An 18,929-nucleotide genomic window follows, 5' to 3' on the forward strand; every position below is an offset into this window, starting at 1 on the left:
CCTCTATTCCCCTTTCATCAGATGCCTAACCACCTGATCCATTGCCGCACTTCGTGACCCTTTGACCAGAATATTTAAGCTCTGATCATCGATCTCTTTTAACGAAGCGATTAACGCCTCTTTCGTTTCAAAATATCGTCCATGATTGCCTGCCTCTGCCTCATAGGCAGAAACAGAGTGCCGGGACAGCGCGCCAGTCGCCCAAAGACGACCAACCCCCTTCTGCGCTGCCCGACAGCCTACCTTTGCATGCTGCTCGGCGGCATCAGCCCCCAATTCAGCCATATCACCTAAGACCAACACCGAATCTCCGGGTAGGTCCACCAGCAGATCAATTGCTGCATTTACAGACCCTGGATTTGCGTTATAACTGTCATCAATCAATAACGCACCTTGTGACGTTCTATGGGTTTTCATACGACCTTCAACCGCCACAAAACGCTCCAAACCGGTTACGATTTCATCAAGCCCCAGTCCTAAAGCCCACGTAGCTGCTGCCGCTGCTAACGCATTGGCAACATTGTGCTGGCCCATCACCTTCAACCGAATAGTTCTCGATTCAACACCGTGATGTAAGCAAAAACTGTAACAACCGTTATCGGAAGGCTTAAGATCACTGGCGGTCAGATCCGCAGCCTTTCCCATCGCTGAGAAAGTCATCCGTTTACTCCCCCTGGTTTTTTCTAACCAGAAAGATACATTAGGATCATCCAGATTGATGATTGCCGTTCCCTGAGTCGCCTCTAGTTGAGAAAAGATCTCTGATTTAGCTTCAACAACACCCTGTAATGACCCAAACCCCTCAAGATGAGCACCCATCGCATTATTTAAAATGGCGATATCAGGCCGGGAGATCGCGGTTGTGTATCCAATCTCACCTATCGCACTCGCACCCTGCTCAATCACTGCGTACTGATGCGTTTCCCCTAATTCAAAGAGGGTCAAAGGCACACCAATATCATTATTTAGATTGCCTTTGGTCGCTAATACATCTGCGCCTTGTGAAAGAATACTGTTAAGCATCTCTTTCACCGTGGTTTTACCACTGCTTCCAGTCACCGCCAGCAATTTGCCACTGAATCGTTGTCGGTTCTCCATGGCTATATTGCCCAACGCAATGCGGGTATCCGAAACCTGCCACTGTGGCAGTTTCAACCCCTTGATCTCATGGCTTACAACAGCCGCAACCGCACCTTTATCAGCAGCATCCTCAATGAAGTTATGACCATCAAAATTTGGCCCGACCAACGCAACAAAAAGATCACCCGGTTTAATGGTTCGCGTGTCTGTACTGACACCAGAGAAGCTCACATTAGACGTGGCAGCTCCACCAAATCGTTCTACAAGAGTCTGCAGATCCCAAATTCCAATCATGCTGCGCCCTCTAGTATCGCCCGACTTAACAGATGATCACTAAAAGGTGTTCGCACCCCATCTACTTCTTGATAATCTTCATGCCCCTTCCCTGCAATCAATACCACATCCCCTATTTCGGCTTTATTCAGGGAAAATCTGATCGCTTCTTCCCGATCAGGTAGCACTACAGGGAGGCTCTCTTTACATCCGTCCAAAATCATCTGAATAATGCTCTCAGGCACCTCTGATCGTGGATTATCACTAGTCACCACAATCTGATCAGCCAGACGCTCAGCAACTTCACCCATCAATGCACGCTTCCCGCTATCCCGGTCACCACCGCAACCAAACACACACCATAAGTCGCCAGACGTATGCGCTCGCACAGCCAACAAGGCTTTCTCCAAAGCGTCGGGGGTGTGCGCATAATCGATGATGACAAGCGGTTTTTCTGCAACTACTACAGCCTGCATCCTGCCCGGAACAGATTGCAGACAGGTAAGACCAGTTTTAACCTGATCAGCAGAAAAACCCTGTTCGACAAGCAGAGCGGTTACCAGTAATAGGTTGTCCAGATTAAATTCACCTACAACCTCACAGCCAAATGCCAGATTCCCCTGATTAGCTTTCAGTTCAACATCCATCCCAGTCAGAGCCATTCGGTAAGCTGCCAACAAGTAATCGCCCTGAGTTCTCCCGACCGACACCTTTCTGCATCTGATTGCGTTATCAATCAACATTGAGCGACCAAATTCATCATCACCATTGATCACAGCAGCTTTCAGCTCATAATCGGTAAAGAGTCTTTTTTTCGCATGACCATAGGCTGACATGGAGCCGTGATAATCCAGATGATCTCTGCTTAAATTGGTAAACAGCGCATAATCAAAATCAACCTCTGCAACACGCCCCTGCTCCAGCGCATGGCTAGAAACTTCCATCACAATGGCTGCAGCCCCTTGCGCTTTTAAGTCCGCAAATAATCTCTGTAATCCTATTGCGTCGGGTGTTGTGTGTGTCGCCTGGTACAACTCCTCAGGAAAGCCATTCCCAATCGTGCCAATCACTGCGGTTCTTACCGCAAGATGGTTCATAGCCTGAGCGATAAAATGCGCACAGGATGTTTTCCCATTAGTCCCCGTTACACCGATAACGGTCAGTTGCTGACTAGGATGACCGTAGAAACGAGCAGCAATCAACCCCAAGTTGTTCACAAGATCTGGTACCAAAATAACCGGCACATCCACGGCGGGACAGAGCGATTTCTCTGATGCATCTAAAACTATCGCAACAGCTCCCTGCGAAACGGCACCAATGACAAAGTCCACCCCTCGATGCTTCAAACCCGACCGAGCAATAAATAAAGTACCAGAACCCACTTCACGACTATCCTGTGAAATCTCAGACACAATCAAACCCGAGTCAGGCATATCGACCCACTCAGGTATAATTTCGGATAATGTCTTACTTATTTTCACAATTCAGATCCTATCTGTGTACGACCTGTTTATTAACATCAGGCCAGTTATCCGGTGGTATATTCATCAATCGCAATGCACCACCCACCGCTCTTGAAAAAACCGGTGCAGCCACTTCACCGCCGTAATACTCCTGCCCTTTAGGGTTATCAATCATAACCACTGTTACCAAGCGCGGATTACTCACAGGCGCAAGCCCTGCAAACGTTGAGACATACTGGTCATCGATATATCCACCACGACCCACTTTATGAACGGTGCCGGTTTTACCCGCAACTCGATAACCAGCTACAGCAGCTCTTCGCCCTGTCCCTTTAACACTGATCACTGTCTCCATCATCTCCCGAACATCAACCGCTACATCCGCAGGCATCACCCTAACCGCTTTACCAGCCTCATTTTGACGGATAAGACTGACCGGATTAAGCACTCCGTCATTCGCTAATGCCAGATAGGATTGAGCCAGCTGCAAAGGGGTGACTGATAGTCCATAACCGTATGAAAGCGTTGCCCTTTCAACTTGCTGCCTCTGATTCAGATAAGGCAGGTAACCCGTGCTTTCTCCTGGAAATCCGATCCCAGTTGCCTGACCTAACCCTAAGTTCTGATATAGATTACGAACAGAACCTTCAGGCAAGCTTAATGAGAGCTTTGTCACCCCGACATTGCTCGATTTAGTAATAATGGTCGACACATCTATCTCACCGTAATTCCGGTGATCACGGATTGTTTTACGCTTAACTTTCAAATATCCAGGCGCCGTATCCACAATCGTCTCAGGCGTGTACTGCCCACTCATCAATGCAGCTGCGACGGTCATCGGCTTAACCGTAGACCCAGGCTCAAAAGTATCGGTTAACGCACGATTCCTCAAAGCAGAAGAGACCCTCTGCTTTGGGTCATTCGGGTTATAGGATGGCTGATTAACCATCGCAAGAACTTCACCGGTTGCAGCATCTAACATCACCAGTGAACCACCATCAGCTTTATGTGCTTTAACCGCCGCCTTTAACTCCCGGTAAGCCAGGTACTGAAGGCGCAGATCGATACTTAACTCAATATCATTGCCATGCTGTGCTGGCTTAACTTCATTTAGATGCTTAATCGTTCGTCCTAAACGATCCTTCATGACGAGCTGACGCCCAGGTTCAGCCTTAAGCCAATCCTCATAAGCAAGCTCCAACCCTTCCTGCCCCTGCCCATCCAGATTAGTAAATCCAACCAGATGGGTCGTCACCTCCGCAGCCGGATAGTAACGCTTATAATCCCTGTCGATATGAATACCCGGGATGCGTAATCCCCTGATCTGTTCCGCAAGCTCAGGCGACACTTGTCGTTGCAGATATAGAAAGCGTCTTGAACGATTTTCCGCCAACCGGGCTTTCAATCTCTTTTTATTGGTCTTCAATAAAACAGCCAGCCGTCCCAGGCTATCATGCTGTAAGTCCGTCATTTTTGGATCAGCCCAGATCGTTGCAACCGGCGCACTCACCGCCAATGGTTCACCATTGCGGTCAGTAATAATGCCCCTGTGAGCGGGAACCTGAACAGTCCTTAAGGAGCGAGCATCCCCTTGAGTCTGAAGAAACTCCTGTTCTGTCACATATAGAGAGAGCATTCGGGCGGTAATCCCAACGGCCACAAGCAACAGCAGAGTCAACACCAACCAGAGGCGCCAACCTTTCCCCACTGAAGCTTCAGCTGATTCACTCATGCCTGACTATCTCTATTTGATTAACTTCTGGAACCTGCATACCAAGTTTCTTAATTGCCTGCTGTTCCACCCGATTATTTGCCGCCCAAGCACTTTGCTCTAAAAGCAACTGACCCCATTCAACCTGCAATTCATCACGCTGCTGGACCAACCCCTGATACTGATGAAATAACTGACGATACTCAAAAGCGCTGGTCACAACCGTCAGACAGGAAAGCACAACAACTACCACAAGCAGAAAAATTATCAGAAACGGTCTGACTAACTCCTCAGAGCTATAAATTTTCCCCTCAGCTAGTTCCTTACTGGCTTCAGCCTTAGGTTCACCGTTTTCAGGTTTAAATTTCTGCCAGAACCCCGCCAGCATCAAACCACCTTTTCAGCAACTCGCATCACGGCACTGCGGGCACGGACATTGTCAGACGTCTCATCAGCACCGGCTTTGACAGCTTTACCAACATTTTTCAAACGAATTTTCAGCATTTCGTTTGTCACCGGAATCCCGCGAGGAAGGTGTTCATCCCCCTTTACATGATGGCGTATAAAGCGTTTCACGATACGGTCTTCCAACGAGTGAAAGCTGATCACCACCAGACGGCCTCCAACCTTCAGCATATCGAGCGCCTGATCAAGGCAGGCTTCCAGATCTTCGAGCTCCCGATTGATATGGATACGAATACCCTGAAATGCACGTGTTGCGGGGTTCTTTCCCCGTTCCCAAGCAGGATTGGCTTCCGCGATAATTTTTGATAGCTGACCCGTAGTAGTAATGGGCGATTCTTCGCGTTTAGCTACAATTGCCTTTGCCATACGACGCGAAAACCTTTCTTCGCCATAGGTGTAAATCACATCAGCAATCTCTTTCTCATCAGCTCGCGCAATCCAATCAGCAGCACTTTCACCTGAAGTGGTATCCATTCTCATATCCAACGGACCATCATTCAGAAAACTAAACCCGCGTGACGCATCATCAAGCTGTGGCGACGAAACACCCAGATCCAGAAGAATGCCATCGACCTTACCCTGCATTCCGCGGTCAGTGACAAACTGCTGTAACTGCGCAAAACTACCATGCGCAATCGAAAACCGAGATTCCTCTGCAAAACGCTCGTGAGCATGTGAGATAGCTTGCGGATCTTTATCAATCCCCATCAAAGTGCCATCAGATGCAAGTTGCTCTAAAACCAGCGCAGAGTGACCTCCACGACCAAACGTACCATCCACGTAAAAACCAGAGGCATCCTGCACTAAAGCATCCACTGCTTCATTTAACAGAACAGTAATATGTTTAAATTCCTGGCTCATCAGTACGTTATCTCAACAAATTTATAGCGACAGATTCTGTAGCTCTTCTGGCATTGCCATGCCACCCTCCACCTCACGAAGATACTCTTCACGAGTGGACAACCATCTGGATTCACTCCAGATTTCAAATTTTTGACCCTGACCGAGCAACACTATTTTCTTTCCCAGCTCGGCATAATCACGCAATGGAGCAGGAAGCAACAACCTGCCATTTCCGTCCATTTCGAGATCAGTTGCATGACCAATCAAAAGCCGCTGTATCCTACGCGCAGCAGGATTAAAGCTCGGTAAACTTTCGATTTTTTCCTGAATGGCTTCCCACTCCTCTAATGGATACAGGAGCAGACAACGTTCCTCAGTATCAATCGTAGCCACAAGCTGTCCGCTGCAGCATTCCGTGATCTTCTCACGGTAACGTGCCGGGATCGCCATGCGCCCCTTCGCATCCAGATTGATTTGATTGACACCTCTGAACATTATTTCGCCCTTAAATCCCCTAAAAACCCACTTTTACCCACTTTATCCCACTAGAGCACACTATAGAAACTAACCCCAACTAAAGCAAGGCAGATTCAGTACTCAGAGGCTGTTTAAATCAGGGGTTTATTAGGGAAATACATACAGGAGATAGCAGCAAACAAGTGCCATCTAAAAGACACCTTACAAAACAAGGAATTAGAGATTTTAAGCAGATATTAGAAAAAGATCAGACCGAGAATAAACATGAACACAAAGCATAAAAATTTTGAGGAGTTTGCCGATAAGCCGGGTTCTGTCACGGACAATCATTCATCTGGGATGTACGTCACCATACACCTCAAGCAACCTACCCGGTTCCAGCGCGGGTCACGCCTGTAGGAACCCTATTTGGTCTTGCTCCGAGTGGGGTTTACCATGCCGTGGAGTGTTACCACCCACGCGGTGCGCTCTTACCGCACCATTTCAACCTTACCGGCATCTCAGATGCTTAGGCGGTATATTTTCTGCTGCACTTTCCGTCGACTCGCGCCGCCCAGACGTTATCTGGCACTCTACCCTATGGAGCCCGGACTTTCCTCCACTCCCAAAGGGAACAGCGATTGCCTGGCAAACTCCTCAGCGCGGATTCTACCAGAGCCAAAGACAGTTAGCGATCCAAGGCAGCCTGATAGAGCACTTTTTTCTTCAATCCCGTTATCTTTGCAGCTAATGAAGCGGCCTGACTAGCCGGCAACTCAGCCAGCAAAATATCAAGCGTATGCAGTGCCACTGCATCCAACTTAGGCCCACCCTCTAATATAGCCCCATGCACCAATACGACAAACTCACCACGCTGTTGATTACTATCGCTCTCCATCCACCGGATCAGATCTGACAAACGGTCTGAGCGAATCGTTTCATAAGTTTTTGTCAGCTCACGCGCAACAGCCACAACCCGCTCCCCGCCAAATACCTCTTCCATATCCTTGAGGGACGCCAATATACGATGCGGCGATTCATAAAAAACAATCGTTCTGGGCTCATCGACAAACGACTTCATATGCTGCTTACGTGCACTTGTTTTATGCGGCAAAAATCCTTCAAAAACGAACCGATCTGTCGGTAAACCCGCAGCAGACAGCGCTGCTATAAAAGCCACACAACCCGGAACAGGAACGACACGAAACCCCTGCGCCCTCACACCATTTACCACCACATAGCCCGGATCTGAGATCAACGGAGTACCCGCATCAGAAATCAGCGCAACACTGGCACCAGATTGCAACTGGTGTACAATCGTTTCAATTCGCTGATGTTCGTTGTGCTCATGAACGGAAACAAGGCGGGTATCGATGCCAAAGTGCGCCATCAACCTTGCACTATGCCGAGTATCTTCTGCAGCAATCAGCTCAACCTGCTGCAAAACCTCTACAGCGCGCGGCGTCATATCCATCAGATTTCCGATAGGAGTCGCTACAACATACAGTGCAGGTTCTAACATTTTCGATACCATCCTCAAATTTGGGCTGTGAAGTATATGAAATTTCAGTGGCGCTTGTCTCTTATAGCCATAATGCTATGCACATTAATTTCTGGCTGTTCGACACCTACAAACACCTACAAACCACAACTATCCACGACTGAACAGAAACAGCTCCAGGCTGAAAAACTACTTAGCAAAGCCACCCAGGCAAAACCAATTGCCTCAGCAGAACTGCGCGCCAAAGCGGCCACCCTTCTTATGGAACTGGGTCAAAAGGAGAAAGCCAGCCAGGTACTGGAACTTATCGATATTAGCCTGCTCCCCCCGAGCCTACGCTTTGAGATAGCCTTGTTAAAAAGCGCTACCGCTCTGGAACAATCTCGTCCTGAGGATGCCATCCGCCAATTGGACAAACTACAGCAAATCAGCACCGCCCCCCTCTCAAGGGAGCAGAAAATAACCATCCTGCAAACCCGCTCTGAGGCCTATCAACAGCAAGAACTATGGCTAAGCAAAGCCAAAGCGCTCATACAGCTCGGCCTTCTAATAGAGACAGAAAGTACAAAACAAGAGATACATGACCAGATCTGGAGCACATTGCTAAATACCTCTCCCGCAGACCTCTCGATGCAACTCCAAAGCGGTGAGAACAGCTATTATGTACAAGGCTGGCTTGAGCTCATTAACGAAATAACTCACAACAAACAACTTGATACCCAGCATCAAGCCATTGAAAACTGGTCTCTATTATGGGAGGCCCACCCAGCACGGATTCTGCCACCCTCATCTTTGACGGGACTTGGACAAGAAACTCTCAAAGCGCACAAGATTGCAATATTACTTCCCAACAAGGGAAAATTAGCCCGCCCTGCTGCTGCCATCAGAGAGGGCATATTGATGGCCCACCTCCGCATGGAACCATCCAGCAGTCAAAAACCAGAGCTTCTATTCCTTGACTCAGAAGCCATTAACACTCCCATCCAACTATCCGCCATTGTAGATGAGCAAAACATTGACCTTATTATTGGACCGCTTGATAAGAAAAGAGTCACAGCCCTCGCATCGGACAATCATATCCGCATACCCATTCTTGCTCTCAATTATTCCGACGCTGCTGGACGCGAAGGGCTTTATCAGTTTGGTTTATCCGCAGAGGACGAGACGAAGCAGATAGCCTCAAGAGTTTGGAATGATGGTGCCAAAAATGTAGCCATTCTCACCCCTGATACAGCGTGGGGAGTCAAAATTTCACAGGCATTTAAAGTAGATTTTGCAGAACTCGGCGGCTCTATTGTCAGTGAAAGCACTTTCTCAGAAATTAGTGAATACTCCACTAACATCAGCCGCCTGGTTGCCACTGATAACAGCAAGGCACGCTACCAAAAGCTCCGTCAGATCACCCAAGCAAAATTTGAGTTCGAGGAGTATAGAAGACAAGATATTGATGCCATTGTGATTACAGCCCTTCCAAATGACGCACGGCAACTGGCACCCATCCTTGCATTCAATTTTGCAGGCGATCTACCCACATACGCCACCTCACATATTTACAGTGGCAGCAGCGATCCTGTGCTTGATCAGGATCTGAATAACATTCTTTTTCTTGATACACCGTGGAATCTGAAACCACCCTCCCAAGACAAACTACTCATTTCACAACAACGGACCGATACAAACAGTCGGTTTGGCCGCTTATATGCACTCGGCTTGGATGCATATCGAATCTATCCCTACCTTCGCCAATTGAGCTCTATCCCCGGAACCGCAATTCAAGGCGAAACAGGCACGATACAGATCGATCAAAATGGCCTGATAGCACGCTCGCTTCTCTGGGCTCGCTACAAAGATGGAACCCCCCAACTGGTAGAGTAAATATCTCATGGACCGACAACAGATCGGCAAGGACGCCGAAAAATACGCAGAACAATTTCTCAAAGAGAGAAGACTGAAAATCATTGCGCGAAATTTTAGCTGCCGACTAGGTGAAATTGACCTCATCATGCTGGACAAAAACACTTTAGTCTTTGTAGAAGTGAGACTCAGACGAAATCGGAACTATGGTGGAGCAGCCAGATCAGTCACACCCTCAAAGCAGCTCAAAATCATTAAAACAGCTCAACTGTTTCTACAGAAAAACCCTCAATACAATAATAATAGTTGCCGTTTTGATGTCATTGCATACGAATATGATGCAGCACCTTCCGAGCCACTATGGTATAAAGATGCCTTTAGAATTTAAGGCTCATAAATAAGGACAGCATGGAACTCGAAGACCGCATCGTCAGCCAGTTTCACAACTCAATGGAGATTAATGCGATCACCATTGAACAATACACCCCGCTCATCGCCCATGCAGGTGAGCTACTTCTGCACTGTCTTGTAAGCGAAAGCAAGATTCTCTGCTGCGCAAACGGTGCCTCATCCGCACTCGGGCAACATTTCACATCACTGCTGATGAACCGATTCAGTCATGAACGCCCCGGCCTCCCAGCAATAAACCTCAACTCTGATGGGGCTACCCTGAGTGCGATCTGTGAAGACAGTAGCTTTATGGACGCACAAGCCAAACAGATACATGCATTAGGTCAACCCGGCGATATCTTACTCCTTATCACCACACACGGCCGCTCCAGTAGCTTAGTACAAGCGATCCAGGCAGCTCATGACCGCGATATGACCGTAATCGTTCTAAACGGATCCGATGGAGGTGATATTACAGCCCTGCTCAGTCCGGAGGAGATCGAGATCTGCATCCCCAGTGATGATCAGGCACTTGTCCACCATGCCCAGCTCCTCGTACTTCATGCATTGTGCGATTTGATTGATTACCAACTCTTTGGAAGCGAATAACATGCTGAAAATGAAAAGTATTGCGATAATTGCCGGCCTTGGGCTATCAGTCCTTATATCCGGCTGTTCAGATCTAATTGGTGCCGGTCGAGAAACCCCCATACAGGAAGACCCGGGCCATAGAACCGTTGGCTCCTATATCGATGATGAAGTTATTGAGACGCTTTCACTGGTAAACCTTAAGAAAGGCTCTTCAGAGATGGAAGCCTCTAACATCAGCGTAACCAGCTATAACGGTGTTGTTTTGCTAACAGGGCAGGCACCCAGTGATGCGGTTCGATCTGAAGCCGAACAAATCGTCAGCCAGGTACGAAAGGTTCGCAAGATCCACAACGAGATCAAGATTTCCGGCGTTTCCTCAGCCCTAGCCAGATCAAATGATCTTTGGTTAACCACCAAAGTGAAAGCCGAACTCCTGACGAACGGAAATGTAGAAGGCTCTCGAATTAAAGTTGTGACCGATAGCAGCACTGTTTACCTGATGGGGTTAGTCAATCCACAGGAGGCTGATGTCGCTATCAACATCGTTCGCAATATTACCGGCGTAGAGAAAATCGTTAAGGTATTCGAATACGTGCAACGATAAATAGACTTATCAGAATTGGCCGCTTTTAACTTTAAAAGCGGCCTAAATGTTTCTACTTGACTACTTTTAAGGCAGGTCTTGAGGATTTATCCACAGGCGCTTCGTCACCCTCATCACTCTTCGCCTCACTTTCATCTGCCGTAGCAAGATAAGCCTCTGCACCTGGTTCAGCTCCAAATCCCATCCCCTGTCCATTCTCACGCGCATAAATTGCCAGAATTGCACTCATAGGGACAAAGATATCCATCGGCTGACCGGAAAAGCGGGCATTAAAAGAGATGCCCAGATCATCCACATAGAAGTTTCTTACTGCTGACGGATTAATATTGAGAACAATCTGCCCATTCTCTACAAATTGAACAGGAATGATCGCCTCCCCGTTCTCTGCATCTACCAACAGGTGCGGCGTTAGCTCACTATCTAAAAGCCAATCATAAAGCGCCTTAAGGATATATGGTCGACTCGGCTTCATACACACTCCAGAATTTTAAAAATAAAAAAGGGATGAAAAATCATCCCTTTTTTTAACACAAGCATTCCGTTAATCGCGCATCTCACGCTCAGCTTCAGATAAGCTTAGCTGAAATGACTCACGCTCAAATAGACGCTCCATATACTTGAACAACGGCTTACACTGCTCTTCTGGAAGGTCGATCCCCAGTAGAGGCAAACGCCAAAGCAGAGGTGCAAGGCAGCAATCAACCAGTGTAAATTCTTCGCTCATAAAATATGGCTTTTCAGCGAAAATTGGTGAAATTGTCACCAAGCTGTCACGCAGCGATTGACGCACCTCTTCAGCACGATCTTCATCATCAGCCATAGCCGCTTCAATAATCTGATCAGCCAGATCACACCAATCACGCTGAATGCGGTACATATACAAACGACTTTCCGCTCGCGCAACTGGATAGACCGGAAGCAACGGAGGATGCGGGAAACGCTCATCAAGGTATTCCATCATCACATTTGGCTCATAAAGAACCAGATCACGGTCTAACAAGGTTGGCAGGCTGTTGTACGGATTCATAGAAGTTAGATCTTCAGGAAGATCATTCTCATCACAATCATGAATCTCTACAGCAACACCCTTCTCCGCCAGTACTATACGCACTCGATGGCTATACTGGTCTTCGCCATTTGAGTAGAAGGACATGGAAGAACGTTTAGCCACGACACCCATTAACAATACCCCTTTTTAAAAACAGATACGCGGCCCCTTTTTAAAGAGGCCGCGCCAGAATCCCTGTGATTATATCACAAAGCTATTAGTGCACGTCTTTCCAGTACTCTTTCTTCAGAGCGTATGCCAGGAAGAAGAAGAGGAATAGGAAGATCAACACATAAGTACCTATACGCTGCGAGTCCAACTTAGATGGCTCACCCATGTAAACCATAAAGTTAACAAGGTCATAAACTACCTTATCAAACTCTTCTGCAGACAGCTCACCAGTACCTTCCTCTACGGATGCACAGTTATTCAGTGGGGTATTAGTCAGAGGATCAATACCCTCACCACGCATACCGTGAGCATGCATATCATCCCAAGAGCAGCTAGCTGTCACCACACCCTGAAGGGAGCCTAGTACGTTAGGCATACCAACATCTTTAAATACAGCGTTGTTAACACCCCAAGGGCGGGAGTCATCAGCATAGAAACTACGCAGATAGGTGTATAACCAATCTGGTCCACGCAGACGAGCTTCCAGAGTCAGATCTGGTGGAGGGTTACCAAACCATTTAGCAGCATCGCTCTTTGACATGGAAATAGTCATCTGCTCACCAACCTTCTGCTCACCAAAGATCATGTGCTCAGCAACCAGCTCTGAATCCATTCCCAGATCAATTGCAGCCCGCTCATAACGCTGATACTCAGCAGAGTGACAACCTAAGCAGTAGTTTACAAACGTTTTCATACCACGCTGCAGGGATGCTTGGTTATGCAGATCAACATCCATGCTATCCAGGTGGCCTTTCGAACCAGCAGCATTTGCAGCCAGAGGCAGCACTGCCATTACTAATGCAATTAAAAACTTTTTCATTAGCCTGTCACCCTTTCTGGAACCGGTTTAGTGCTCTCCATTCTGGTGTAGAACGGCATCAGGAAGAAGTATGCGAAATACAGCGCAGTACAGATCTGAGCCACCAGAGTACGAGTTGGTGTAGATGCAACCACACCTAGGTAACCCAAGATTACAAAGCTTACACAGAAGATAACCAGCATCACTTTACTGATCATACCTTTGTAACGAATGGATTTAACCGGGCTACGATCCAACCAAGGCAGTACAAACAGAATTGCTATAGCACCACCCATTACGACAACGCCTGGGAACTGAGATCCAGCAATTGGCGGGATCGCACGCAGCATGGCGTAGAATGGAGTGAAATACCAAACAGGAGCTATATGTTCAGGCGTTTTCAACGGGTTAGCCGGCTCAAAGTTTGGCGCTTCAATCAGATAACCACCTCCTTCAGGGAAGAAGAAGATTACTGCACAGAAAACAAACAGGAACACAACCACACCGACAATATCTTTTACAGAGTAGTAAGGGTGGAAAGGGATACCATCAACAGGTACACCGTTCTCATCCTTATTCTCTTTGATCTCAACACCATCAGGGTTGTTAGAACCTACCTCATGCAGAGCAATGATATGAAGAACAACCAGAGCCAGCAGAACGATTGGTAATGCAACAACATGCAATGAGAAGAAACGGTTCAGTGTAATACCAGAGATCAGGTAGTCACCACGGATCCATTCAGCAAGATCAGGACCAACAACTGGAACTGCAGCAAATAGAGAGACAATTACCTGCGCACCCCAGTAAGACATCTGGCCCCATGGAAGCAGATAGCCCATGAAAGCCTCAGCCATCAGCGCCAGGTAGATTGTCATACCAAACAGCCATACCAGCTCACGAGGTTTACGGTAAGAACCGTACATCATGCCACGCAGCATATGCAGGTAAACAACCACAAAGAATGCAGATGCGCCTGTGGAGTGCATATAACGCAGCAACCAACCGTATTCGACATCACGCATGATGTATTCAATAGACGCAAACGCACCTTCCGCAGAAGGATTGTAAGACATAGTTAGCCAGATACCTGTCAGGATCTGGTTAACTAGCACCAACAGTGCCAAGGAGCCAAAGAAATACCAGAAGTTGAAGTTCTTTGGAGCGTAGTATTTTGACAGATGATCTTCCCACATTGCCGTCGCTGGGAAACGATCATCGATCCAACCCATGATACCTGGGTTTCCTTTATTACGTGTGCCAGCCATTATGCAGTCTCCTGATCTACACCAACAATGATCACACTATCACTCTCATAATGATGAGGTGGGATCACTAGGTTACTTGGAGCCGGGGAGCCGTTCATAACACGACCAGATAGATCGAAACGGGAACCGTGGCACGGACAGTAGTAACCACCTACCCAATCAGCGCCCAGATCAGCAGGCGCAATTTCTGGGCGGTATGTTGGAGAACAACCCAGATGCGTACAAATACCCACGAGCACTGCGATATCATCACGCAGGGAACGCGCAGGCGTCTGAGGAATATACTCAGGCTGCTGTGCCACATTTTCAGAATTAGGATCCTGTAAGTTATTCAACTTAGCCAGGTTAGCCAGGGCTTCTTCGCTACGGCGAACAATCCATACAGGCTTACCACGCCAGCTTGCAACCATCTGCTGACCCGGCTCTAGTTTACTTACATCGACCTTGACAGGTGCACCGGCAGTTCTTGCCTTAGCACTTGGCGTCCAGGAAGCTACGAATGGGACTGCTGCTCCTATAGCACCTACCGCACCAACTGCGGATGTAGCACCAACTAGGAGACGGCGCCGACCCTTATTCACGCCATCATTGCTCATTAAGATTATCTCCCCTCAATCGACCTTATTTTATATTTCTGCAGGTGCAGAAATACTCTGGCCGCTAAGAATTATAAAGCTACGGAAACATGTATCTTCAAAATGGCCCAAATAGTAATGAAATTACCCCTTTCTTACAAGGTGAATTACTGAATAAAAGGGGTTCTTTAGGCCAAAGTATTGACTTGGTGCAGTGCAAAAAAAACGCCCACCCCAGCAATGGGACAGGCGTTTTTTTTGAATCCAGATTTCTCTGCGAAAAATCGAATTAACGCTTGGAGAACTGTGGCTTCTTACGCGCTTTACGCAGACCCACTTTCTTACGCTCAACCATACGCGCATCACGAGTTACATAACCCGCTTCACGCAATGCAGGACGCAGAGTTTCATCATATTCCATCAGCGCACGCGTGATACCATGACGAATCGCACCAGCCTGACCGAAGCCGCCGCCACCTTTTACAGTAACAACAACGTCGAAAGCTTCCAGATTGTTAGTCAGCTCTAGTGGCTGACGAACGATCATGCGAGCAGTTTCACGACCGAAGTACTCTTCGATAGTGCGGTTATTGATAGTGATTGCACCTGTACCTGGACGCAGGAAAACACGAGCAGTAGAAGTTTTACGACGACCTGTACCGTAATACTGTGTAGTAGACATGATTTTCCTTCCCCTTAGATGTTCAGTTCTTTAGGCTGCTGAGCCTGATGCGGATGTTCTGCACCAGCGTATACTTTCAGCTTTGCGTACATAGCGCGACCCAGAGGACCTTTTGGCAGCATGCCTTTAACAGCCAGCTCGATAGTGCGCTCAGGGAAAGTTTCTACCATTTTTTCGAAAGAAGCTTCTTTCAAACCACCTGGAAAACCAGTGTGGTGGTAGTAAGTTTTATCCTTACGCTTGTTACCTGTAACGCCCACTTTTTCAGCGTTTACAACTACGATGTAGTCACCAGTATCAACGTGTGGAGTATATTCTGGCTTATGCTTACCACGCAGACGGCGTGCAATTTCAGTAGCCAGACGACCCAGAGTTTTACCTTCTGCGTCAACAACGTACCAGTCGCGTTTTACTTCGGCTGGCTTAGCGACGAATGTTTTCATCTGTATAGCCTTTTTCTTGGCTCAGATCTCGTTGATTTTATTAAAAAACCGCCCGATCTGACTTATAATTATTTGTTGCCCGAAACTCTTCATGACAACTCGCTTTTGCCCAAAATTTAAACACAGCTAAACTTGGGAGCGCGCATTATACTTATCGACACTCAGGCCCGCAACCAATAAACAACACGAAAACCAAAAAACTCGACGCGAGACGCGCCTTCTACAATGGAAGCACCTCTGCTGGAACTACTTTGCTATGCCCTTGGGCACTCGCAGCGAGTATGTACTTGCATGCCCATTGGGTCGCTAGCCGCGAAAAAAATGCGCCATAACGGCGCATTTTTTCTAAAACATTAATCGTAGCTCAGTTTAAGCTCTATGCTCGCGAGCCAGATACTCATGCGACTGCATCTCCAGCAGACGACTCTGTGTGCGCTCGATCTCAAACTCCAAACGCCCTTCAGTGTAGATCTCATGGATCGGCTTTTCTGCACTGACAATCAGCTTTACACCACTGTCATAAAATTCATCAACCATATTGATGAAACGGCGTGCAGCATCATCATTTGAGCGCCCCAACTGCGGCACATTGCCCACCATTACAGCATGAAAAATTTTAGCCAACTCAATGTAGTCATTTTGGGAACGTGGCCCCTCACAGATCTCTTTAAAATCGAACCACACGACATCTTCACAGCATCGACGCGTCTGCATATCACGTCCGTTAATATCCAGAACCTCGTTCTCAACTACCTCTTCCAGATCTGGCGCAAGACTTTCAAAACTTCGGTTTAAGCTCTCGTCCGCTGCAGCATCCAGTGGATAATGATAAAGCTCCGCCTGCTCTAAGGCTCGCAAACGATAGTCCACACCACCATCAACGTTTACCACCTCAGTGTAGCGATTCAACATATCAATCGCTGGTAGGAAACGCGCACGCTGTAAGCCATCCTTATACAGACCATCCGGTACTATATTAGAAGTAGCAACCAACGCCACACCGTTATTAAATAGCTCTTGCAGCAAACCGCCCAGAATCATAGCGTCTGTGATATCAGTTACAAAAAACTCATCAAAACAGATAATTCTTGTTTCTTGAGCATATTTTTTACCGATCTCCACCAGAGGGTTTGCCGTCCCATCCAACGCTTTTAGCTCAGTATGAACCCGCTGCATAAAACGATGGAAGTGCGTACGCATCTTCTGTTCAAACGGCAGGCTGTCATAAAAAGTATCCATCAGATAGGTCTTACCACGACCAACCCCGCCCCAGAAATACAACCCTTTCACAGGCTCTTTCACATCAGGCTTCTTGAGCTTACTCTTAAGACGCCCCATTAGCCCGACTTTAGGAGCCTCCTTTTGCGAGGAGACAAGATCTTCATAAAGACGTTGCAAATGCTCTACAGCCATCTCTTGGGCCGGATCATATGAAAAGTCTTCCCGCTTTAGGTCTTGCTTATATCTTTCTAATGGAGTCATGTGAGAGCGCCAGTTTGATCTGCTTTTTAACCTGCGCGAACTTTACCGGCGAAAGTACTATTTAGCAAATGCAACAAAAGGAGGAAATACTGTTACAACAAGAGGTCTAAACACTGATTTGAGATCATTACGACCTGATAATTGATATCACATTACAAACCCAGAATGGGCATTAATAGTGGTAGCATGAAAGCAGTGAATGTTCCGGTCATGCTCATCGCCAAACCACCAAAGGCGCCAGCAACCATTCCATATTCAAATGCAAATGCTGTCCCCATCGCATGCGCTCCCACCCCAAGCACAAACCCTCTTACAGATTCATCTTTAATACCTAACACCCGATAAACGAACGGTGCTATCAAACACCCCATCGCCCCAGTAATCAGAACAAGCCCAGCAGACAAAGATGGATAACCACCCATCTTTTCAGCCACCGCAATCGCAATCGGGGACGTTACAGACTTAGGAGCAATGGTTAATAACAGTTGATCACTGAAACCAAACAAAACCCCTATCATGATTGCTGAGGCCGCAGCAACAATCGCTCCAACAACACACCCCACCAGCAGCGGGAACAGTAATCTTTTAACAGTTGCCAGATTCTCATAAAGCGGGATAGCTAAAGCGACAACTGCCGGACCTAAAAGCAGATGAATATACTGCCCACCTTGCATATATGTCGGATAATCTGTCTCAGTGAATTTCAAAACTACGATGATTAACGTCAAAGAAACCAATACAGGATGCAGAAAAGGTGTTTTACCCGCTTTAGCATTGACCCAGGAAGCGAAGAGAAACACAAGTAACGTCACAACCAGCCAGAGTACAGGAAAAGCTTGAAAGTGCCCCCAAAGATCAGTCATCAACACCTCCTCCTTCATGCTCGACAGCTACCTTTTCTTTTGAGAGAAGCTTTAACAGTAGCGCAACCGTAAACATGGTTATCAAAGTGCTAACAAACAGCGATATGATAAGCTCTCCCCAATATTCAGACAGTAGAGCAAAGTGAGTCATCAAACCCACACCTGCTGGCACAAGAAGTAAAGGTAAAAGTCTCAGCAGCCCCTCCCCTGTTGTACGCAGACCATCTGGCACTTCACCCCGAATCATCAACCCAATAAGCAGAAGGACCATGCCTACCACTGAACCAGGAACAGGGACATTTAACAGTGTAACAGTCAGCTCACCACAAAGCTGGCAAGCCAGAAGAATCAGAAACCCCTGAACCAT

Annotated in this window: 21 protein-coding genes and 1 other RNA gene; 4 read left to right on the forward strand and 18 right to left on the reverse strand. The window is 47.4% G+C overall.

Annotated elements, in window-relative coordinates:
- Positions 1–3 precede the first annotated feature (3 nt).
- The 8 genes from murF to rsmI all read right to left on the reverse strand — a co-directional run bounded on the left by murF (position 4) and on the right by rsmI (position 7,813).
- On the reverse strand, positions 4–1,374 hold the full coding sequence (murF, locus tag Q0882_RS03410; protein WP_299178092.1) for a UDP-N-acetylmuramoyl-tripeptide--D-alanyl-D-alanine ligase: 1,371 nt from the start codon (positions 1,372–1,374) through the stop codon (positions 4–6).
- Positions 1,371–2,834: a UDP-N-acetylmuramoyl-L-alanyl-D-glutamate--2,6-diaminopimelate ligase gene (locus tag Q0882_RS03415; protein WP_299178094.1), complete on the reverse strand. Its 1,464-nt coding sequence runs from the start codon at positions 2,832–2,834 to the stop codon at positions 1,371–1,373. The genes murF and Q0882_RS03415 overlap by 4 nt, the downstream gene beginning before the upstream one ends.
- 10 nt (positions 2,835–2,844) lie before the next feature.
- Positions 2,845–4,548 carry a penicillin-binding protein 2 gene (locus Q0882_RS03420; protein WP_299178096.1) on the reverse strand — a complete coding sequence of 568 codons (1,704 nt, stop codon included), beginning with the start codon at positions 4,546–4,548 and terminating at the stop codon, positions 2,845–2,847.
- Positions 4,541–4,915 (reverse strand): cell division protein FtsL, encoded by a 375-nt coding sequence (ftsL, locus tag Q0882_RS03425; RefSeq protein WP_299178098.1) that lies wholly within the window; start codon positions 4,913–4,915, stop codon positions 4,541–4,543. The genes Q0882_RS03420 and ftsL overlap by 8 nt, the downstream gene beginning before the upstream one ends.
- Positions 4,915–5,853 carry a 16S rRNA (cytosine(1402)-N(4))-methyltransferase RsmH gene (rsmH, locus tag Q0882_RS03430; RefSeq protein WP_299178100.1) on the reverse strand — a complete coding sequence of 313 codons (939 nt, stop codon included), beginning with the start codon at positions 5,851–5,853 and terminating at the stop codon, positions 4,915–4,917. The genes ftsL and rsmH overlap by 1 nt, the downstream gene beginning before the upstream one ends.
- A 21-nt stretch (positions 5,854–5,874) precedes the next feature.
- Positions 5,875–6,330 carry a division/cell wall cluster transcriptional repressor MraZ gene (gene mraZ, locus Q0882_RS03435; RefSeq protein ID WP_299178103.1) on the reverse strand — a complete coding sequence of 152 codons (456 nt, stop codon included), beginning with the start codon at positions 6,328–6,330 and terminating at the stop codon, positions 5,875–5,877.
- A gap of 268 nt (positions 6,331–6,598) precedes the next feature.
- An RNA gene (gene rnpB, locus Q0882_RS03440) (RNase P RNA component class A) lies at positions 6,599–6,948 on the reverse strand.
- Positions 6,949–6,979: 31 nt separating this feature from the next.
- The gene (gene rsmI / locus Q0882_RS03445) at positions 6,980–7,813 is read right to left on the reverse strand and encodes a 16S rRNA (cytidine(1402)-2'-O)-methyltransferase (RefSeq protein ID WP_299178105.1); all 834 of its coding nucleotides are present in this window, start codon (positions 7,811–7,813) and stop codon (positions 6,980–6,982) included.
- Positions 7,814–7,849: 36 nt separating this feature from the next.
- Here rsmI and Q0882_RS03450 point away from each other — a divergent pair, with 36 nt between their 5' ends.
- Genes Q0882_RS03450 through Q0882_RS03465 form a run of 4 tightly spaced genes read left to right on the forward strand, consistent with a single transcriptional unit; the run spans position 7,850 to position 11,231 of the window.
- The gene (locus Q0882_RS03450; protein ID WP_299178108.1) at positions 7,850–9,667 is read left to right on the forward strand and encodes a penicillin-binding protein activator; all 1,818 of its coding nucleotides are present in this window, start codon (positions 7,850–7,852) and stop codon (positions 9,665–9,667) included.
- Positions 9,668–9,674: 7 nt separating this feature from the next.
- A complete protein-coding gene (locus tag Q0882_RS03455) occupies positions 9,675–10,034 on the forward strand; it encodes a YraN family protein (protein WP_299178110.1) in 360 nt (119 codons plus the stop codon).
- Positions 10,035–10,054: 20 nt separating this feature from the next.
- On the forward strand, positions 10,055–10,645 hold the full coding sequence (locus Q0882_RS03460; RefSeq protein WP_299178113.1) for an SIS domain-containing protein: 591 nt from the start codon (positions 10,055–10,057) through the stop codon (positions 10,643–10,645).
- A 1-nt stretch (position 10,646) separates the two neighbouring features.
- A complete protein-coding gene (locus Q0882_RS03465; RefSeq protein WP_299178116.1) occupies positions 10,647–11,231 on the forward strand; it encodes a BON domain-containing protein in 585 nt (194 codons plus the stop codon).
- Positions 11,232–11,283: 52 nt separating this feature from the next.
- On the opposite strand, the gene Q0882_RS03470 is transcribed toward Q0882_RS03465, so the two are convergent.
- The 10 genes from Q0882_RS03470 to Q0882_RS03515 form a co-directional block, all read right to left on the reverse strand.
- On the reverse strand, positions 11,284–11,703 hold the full coding sequence (locus tag Q0882_RS03470; RefSeq protein ID WP_299178119.1) for a ClpXP protease specificity-enhancing factor: 420 nt from the start codon (positions 11,701–11,703) through the stop codon (positions 11,284–11,286).
- A gap of 69 nt (positions 11,704–11,772) precedes the next feature.
- Positions 11,773–12,411 carry a glutathione S-transferase N-terminal domain-containing protein gene (locus tag Q0882_RS03475; RefSeq protein WP_299178122.1) on the reverse strand — a complete coding sequence of 213 codons (639 nt, stop codon included), beginning with the start codon at positions 12,409–12,411 and terminating at the stop codon, positions 11,773–11,775.
- Positions 12,412–12,496: 85 nt separating this feature from the next.
- Complete coding sequence (locus Q0882_RS03480) at positions 12,497–13,270, reverse strand: cytochrome c1 (protein WP_299178125.1); 774 nt, start codon at positions 13,268–13,270, stop codon at positions 12,497–12,499.
- Positions 13,270–14,517 carry a cytochrome b N-terminal domain-containing protein gene (locus tag Q0882_RS03485; protein ID WP_299178128.1) on the reverse strand — a complete coding sequence of 416 codons (1,248 nt, stop codon included), beginning with the start codon at positions 14,515–14,517 and terminating at the stop codon, positions 13,270–13,272. The genes Q0882_RS03480 and Q0882_RS03485 overlap by 1 nt, the downstream gene beginning before the upstream one ends.
- Positions 14,517–15,113: a ubiquinol-cytochrome c reductase iron-sulfur subunit gene (gene petA / locus Q0882_RS03490; protein ID WP_299178131.1), complete on the reverse strand. Its 597-nt coding sequence runs from the start codon at positions 15,111–15,113 to the stop codon at positions 14,517–14,519. The genes Q0882_RS03485 and petA overlap by 1 nt, the downstream gene beginning before the upstream one ends.
- Positions 15,114–15,381: 268 nt before the next feature.
- Positions 15,382–15,774: a 30S ribosomal protein S9 gene (gene rpsI, locus Q0882_RS03495; RefSeq protein ID WP_299178134.1), complete on the reverse strand. Its 393-nt coding sequence runs from the start codon at positions 15,772–15,774 to the stop codon at positions 15,382–15,384.
- A gap of 14 nt (positions 15,775–15,788) precedes the next feature.
- A complete protein-coding gene (rplM, locus tag Q0882_RS03500; protein ID WP_007020850.1) occupies positions 15,789–16,217 on the reverse strand; it encodes a 50S ribosomal protein L13 in 429 nt (142 codons plus the stop codon).
- 369 nt (positions 16,218–16,586) lie between these two features.
- On the reverse strand, positions 16,587–17,699 hold the full coding sequence (gene zapE / locus Q0882_RS03505; protein ID WP_299178142.1) for a cell division protein ZapE: 1,113 nt from the start codon (positions 17,697–17,699) through the stop codon (positions 16,587–16,589).
- Positions 17,700–17,851: 152 nt separating this feature from the next.
- Positions 17,852–18,562 (reverse strand): LrgB family protein, encoded by a 711-nt coding sequence (locus tag Q0882_RS03510; protein WP_299178145.1) that lies wholly within the window; start codon positions 18,560–18,562, stop codon positions 17,852–17,854.
- Positions 18,555–18,929, reverse strand: a complete 375-nt coding sequence (locus Q0882_RS03515; RefSeq protein ID WP_299178148.1) for a CidA/LrgA family protein — start codon at positions 18,927–18,929, stop codon at positions 18,555–18,557. The genes Q0882_RS03510 and Q0882_RS03515 overlap by 8 nt, the downstream gene beginning before the upstream one ends.

This window comes from uncultured Neptuniibacter sp., from assembly GCF_947498015.1.
Classification (GTDB): domain Bacteria; phylum Pseudomonadota; class Gammaproteobacteria; order Pseudomonadales; family Balneatricaceae; genus Neptuniibacter.

Coding starts and splice junctions, on each gene's coding strand:
- Q0882_RS03475 (WP_299178122.1), bottom strand. CDS start 12,411: ATGGGTGTCGTGGCTAAACGTTCTTCCATGTCCTTCTACTCAAATGGC.
- Q0882_RS03515 (WP_299178148.1), bottom strand. CDS start 18,929: ATGGTTCAGGGGTTTCTGATTCTTCTGGCTTGCCAGCTTTGTGGTGAG.
- rsmI (WP_299178105.1), bottom strand. CDS start 7,813: ATGTTAGAACCTGCACTGTATGTTGTAGCGACTCCTATCGGAAATCTG.
- Q0882_RS03420 (WP_299178096.1), bottom strand. CDS start 4,548: ATGAGTGAATCAGCTGAAGCTTCAGTGGGGAAAGGTTGGCGCCTCTGG.
- rplM (WP_007020850.1), bottom strand. CDS start 16,217: ATGAAAACATTCGTCGCTAAGCCAGCCGAAGTAAAACGCGACTGGTAC.
- Q0882_RS03485 (WP_299178128.1), bottom strand. CDS start 14,517: ATGGCTGGCACACGTAATAAAGGAAACCCAGGTATCATGGGTTGGATC.
- ftsL (WP_299178098.1), bottom strand. CDS start 4,915: ATGCTGGCGGGGTTCTGGCAGAAATTTAAACCTGAAAACGGTGAACCT.
- Q0882_RS03510 (WP_299178145.1), bottom strand. CDS start 18,562: ATGACTGATCTTTGGGGGCACTTTCAAGCTTTTCCTGTACTCTGGCTG.
- Q0882_RS03470 (WP_299178119.1), bottom strand. CDS start 11,703: ATGAAGCCGAGTCGACCATATATCCTTAAGGCGCTTTATGATTGGCTT.
- rsmH (WP_299178100.1), bottom strand. CDS start 5,853: ATGAGCCAGGAATTTAAACATATTACTGTTCTGTTAAATGAAGCAGTG.
- Q0882_RS03460 (WP_299178113.1), top strand. CDS start 10,055: ATGGAACTCGAAGACCGCATCGTCAGCCAGTTTCACAACTCAATGGAG.
- petA (WP_299178131.1), bottom strand. CDS start 15,113: ATGAGCAATGATGGCGTGAATAAGGGTCGGCGCCGTCTCCTAGTTGGT.
- zapE (WP_299178142.1), bottom strand. CDS start 17,699: ATGACTCCATTAGAAAGATATAAGCAAGACCTAAAGCGGGAAGACTTT.
- Q0882_RS03465 (WP_299178116.1), top strand. CDS start 10,647: ATGCTGAAAATGAAAAGTATTGCGATAATTGCCGGCCTTGGGCTATCA.
- murF (WP_299178092.1), bottom strand. CDS start 1,374: ATGATTGGAATTTGGGATCTGCAGACTCTTGTAGAACGATTTGGTGGA.
- rpsI (WP_299178134.1), bottom strand. CDS start 15,774: ATGTCTACTACACAGTATTACGGTACAGGTCGTCGTAAAACTTCTACT.
- mraZ (WP_299178103.1), bottom strand. CDS start 6,330: ATGTTCAGAGGTGTCAATCAAATCAATCTGGATGCGAAGGGGCGCATG.
- Q0882_RS03455 (WP_299178110.1), top strand. CDS start 9,675: ATGGACCGACAACAGATCGGCAAGGACGCCGAAAAATACGCAGAACAA.
- Q0882_RS03480 (WP_299178125.1), bottom strand. CDS start 13,270: ATGAAAAAGTTTTTAATTGCATTAGTAATGGCAGTGCTGCCTCTGGCT.
- Q0882_RS03450 (WP_299178108.1), top strand. CDS start 7,850: ATGAAATTTCAGTGGCGCTTGTCTCTTATAGCCATAATGCTATGCACA.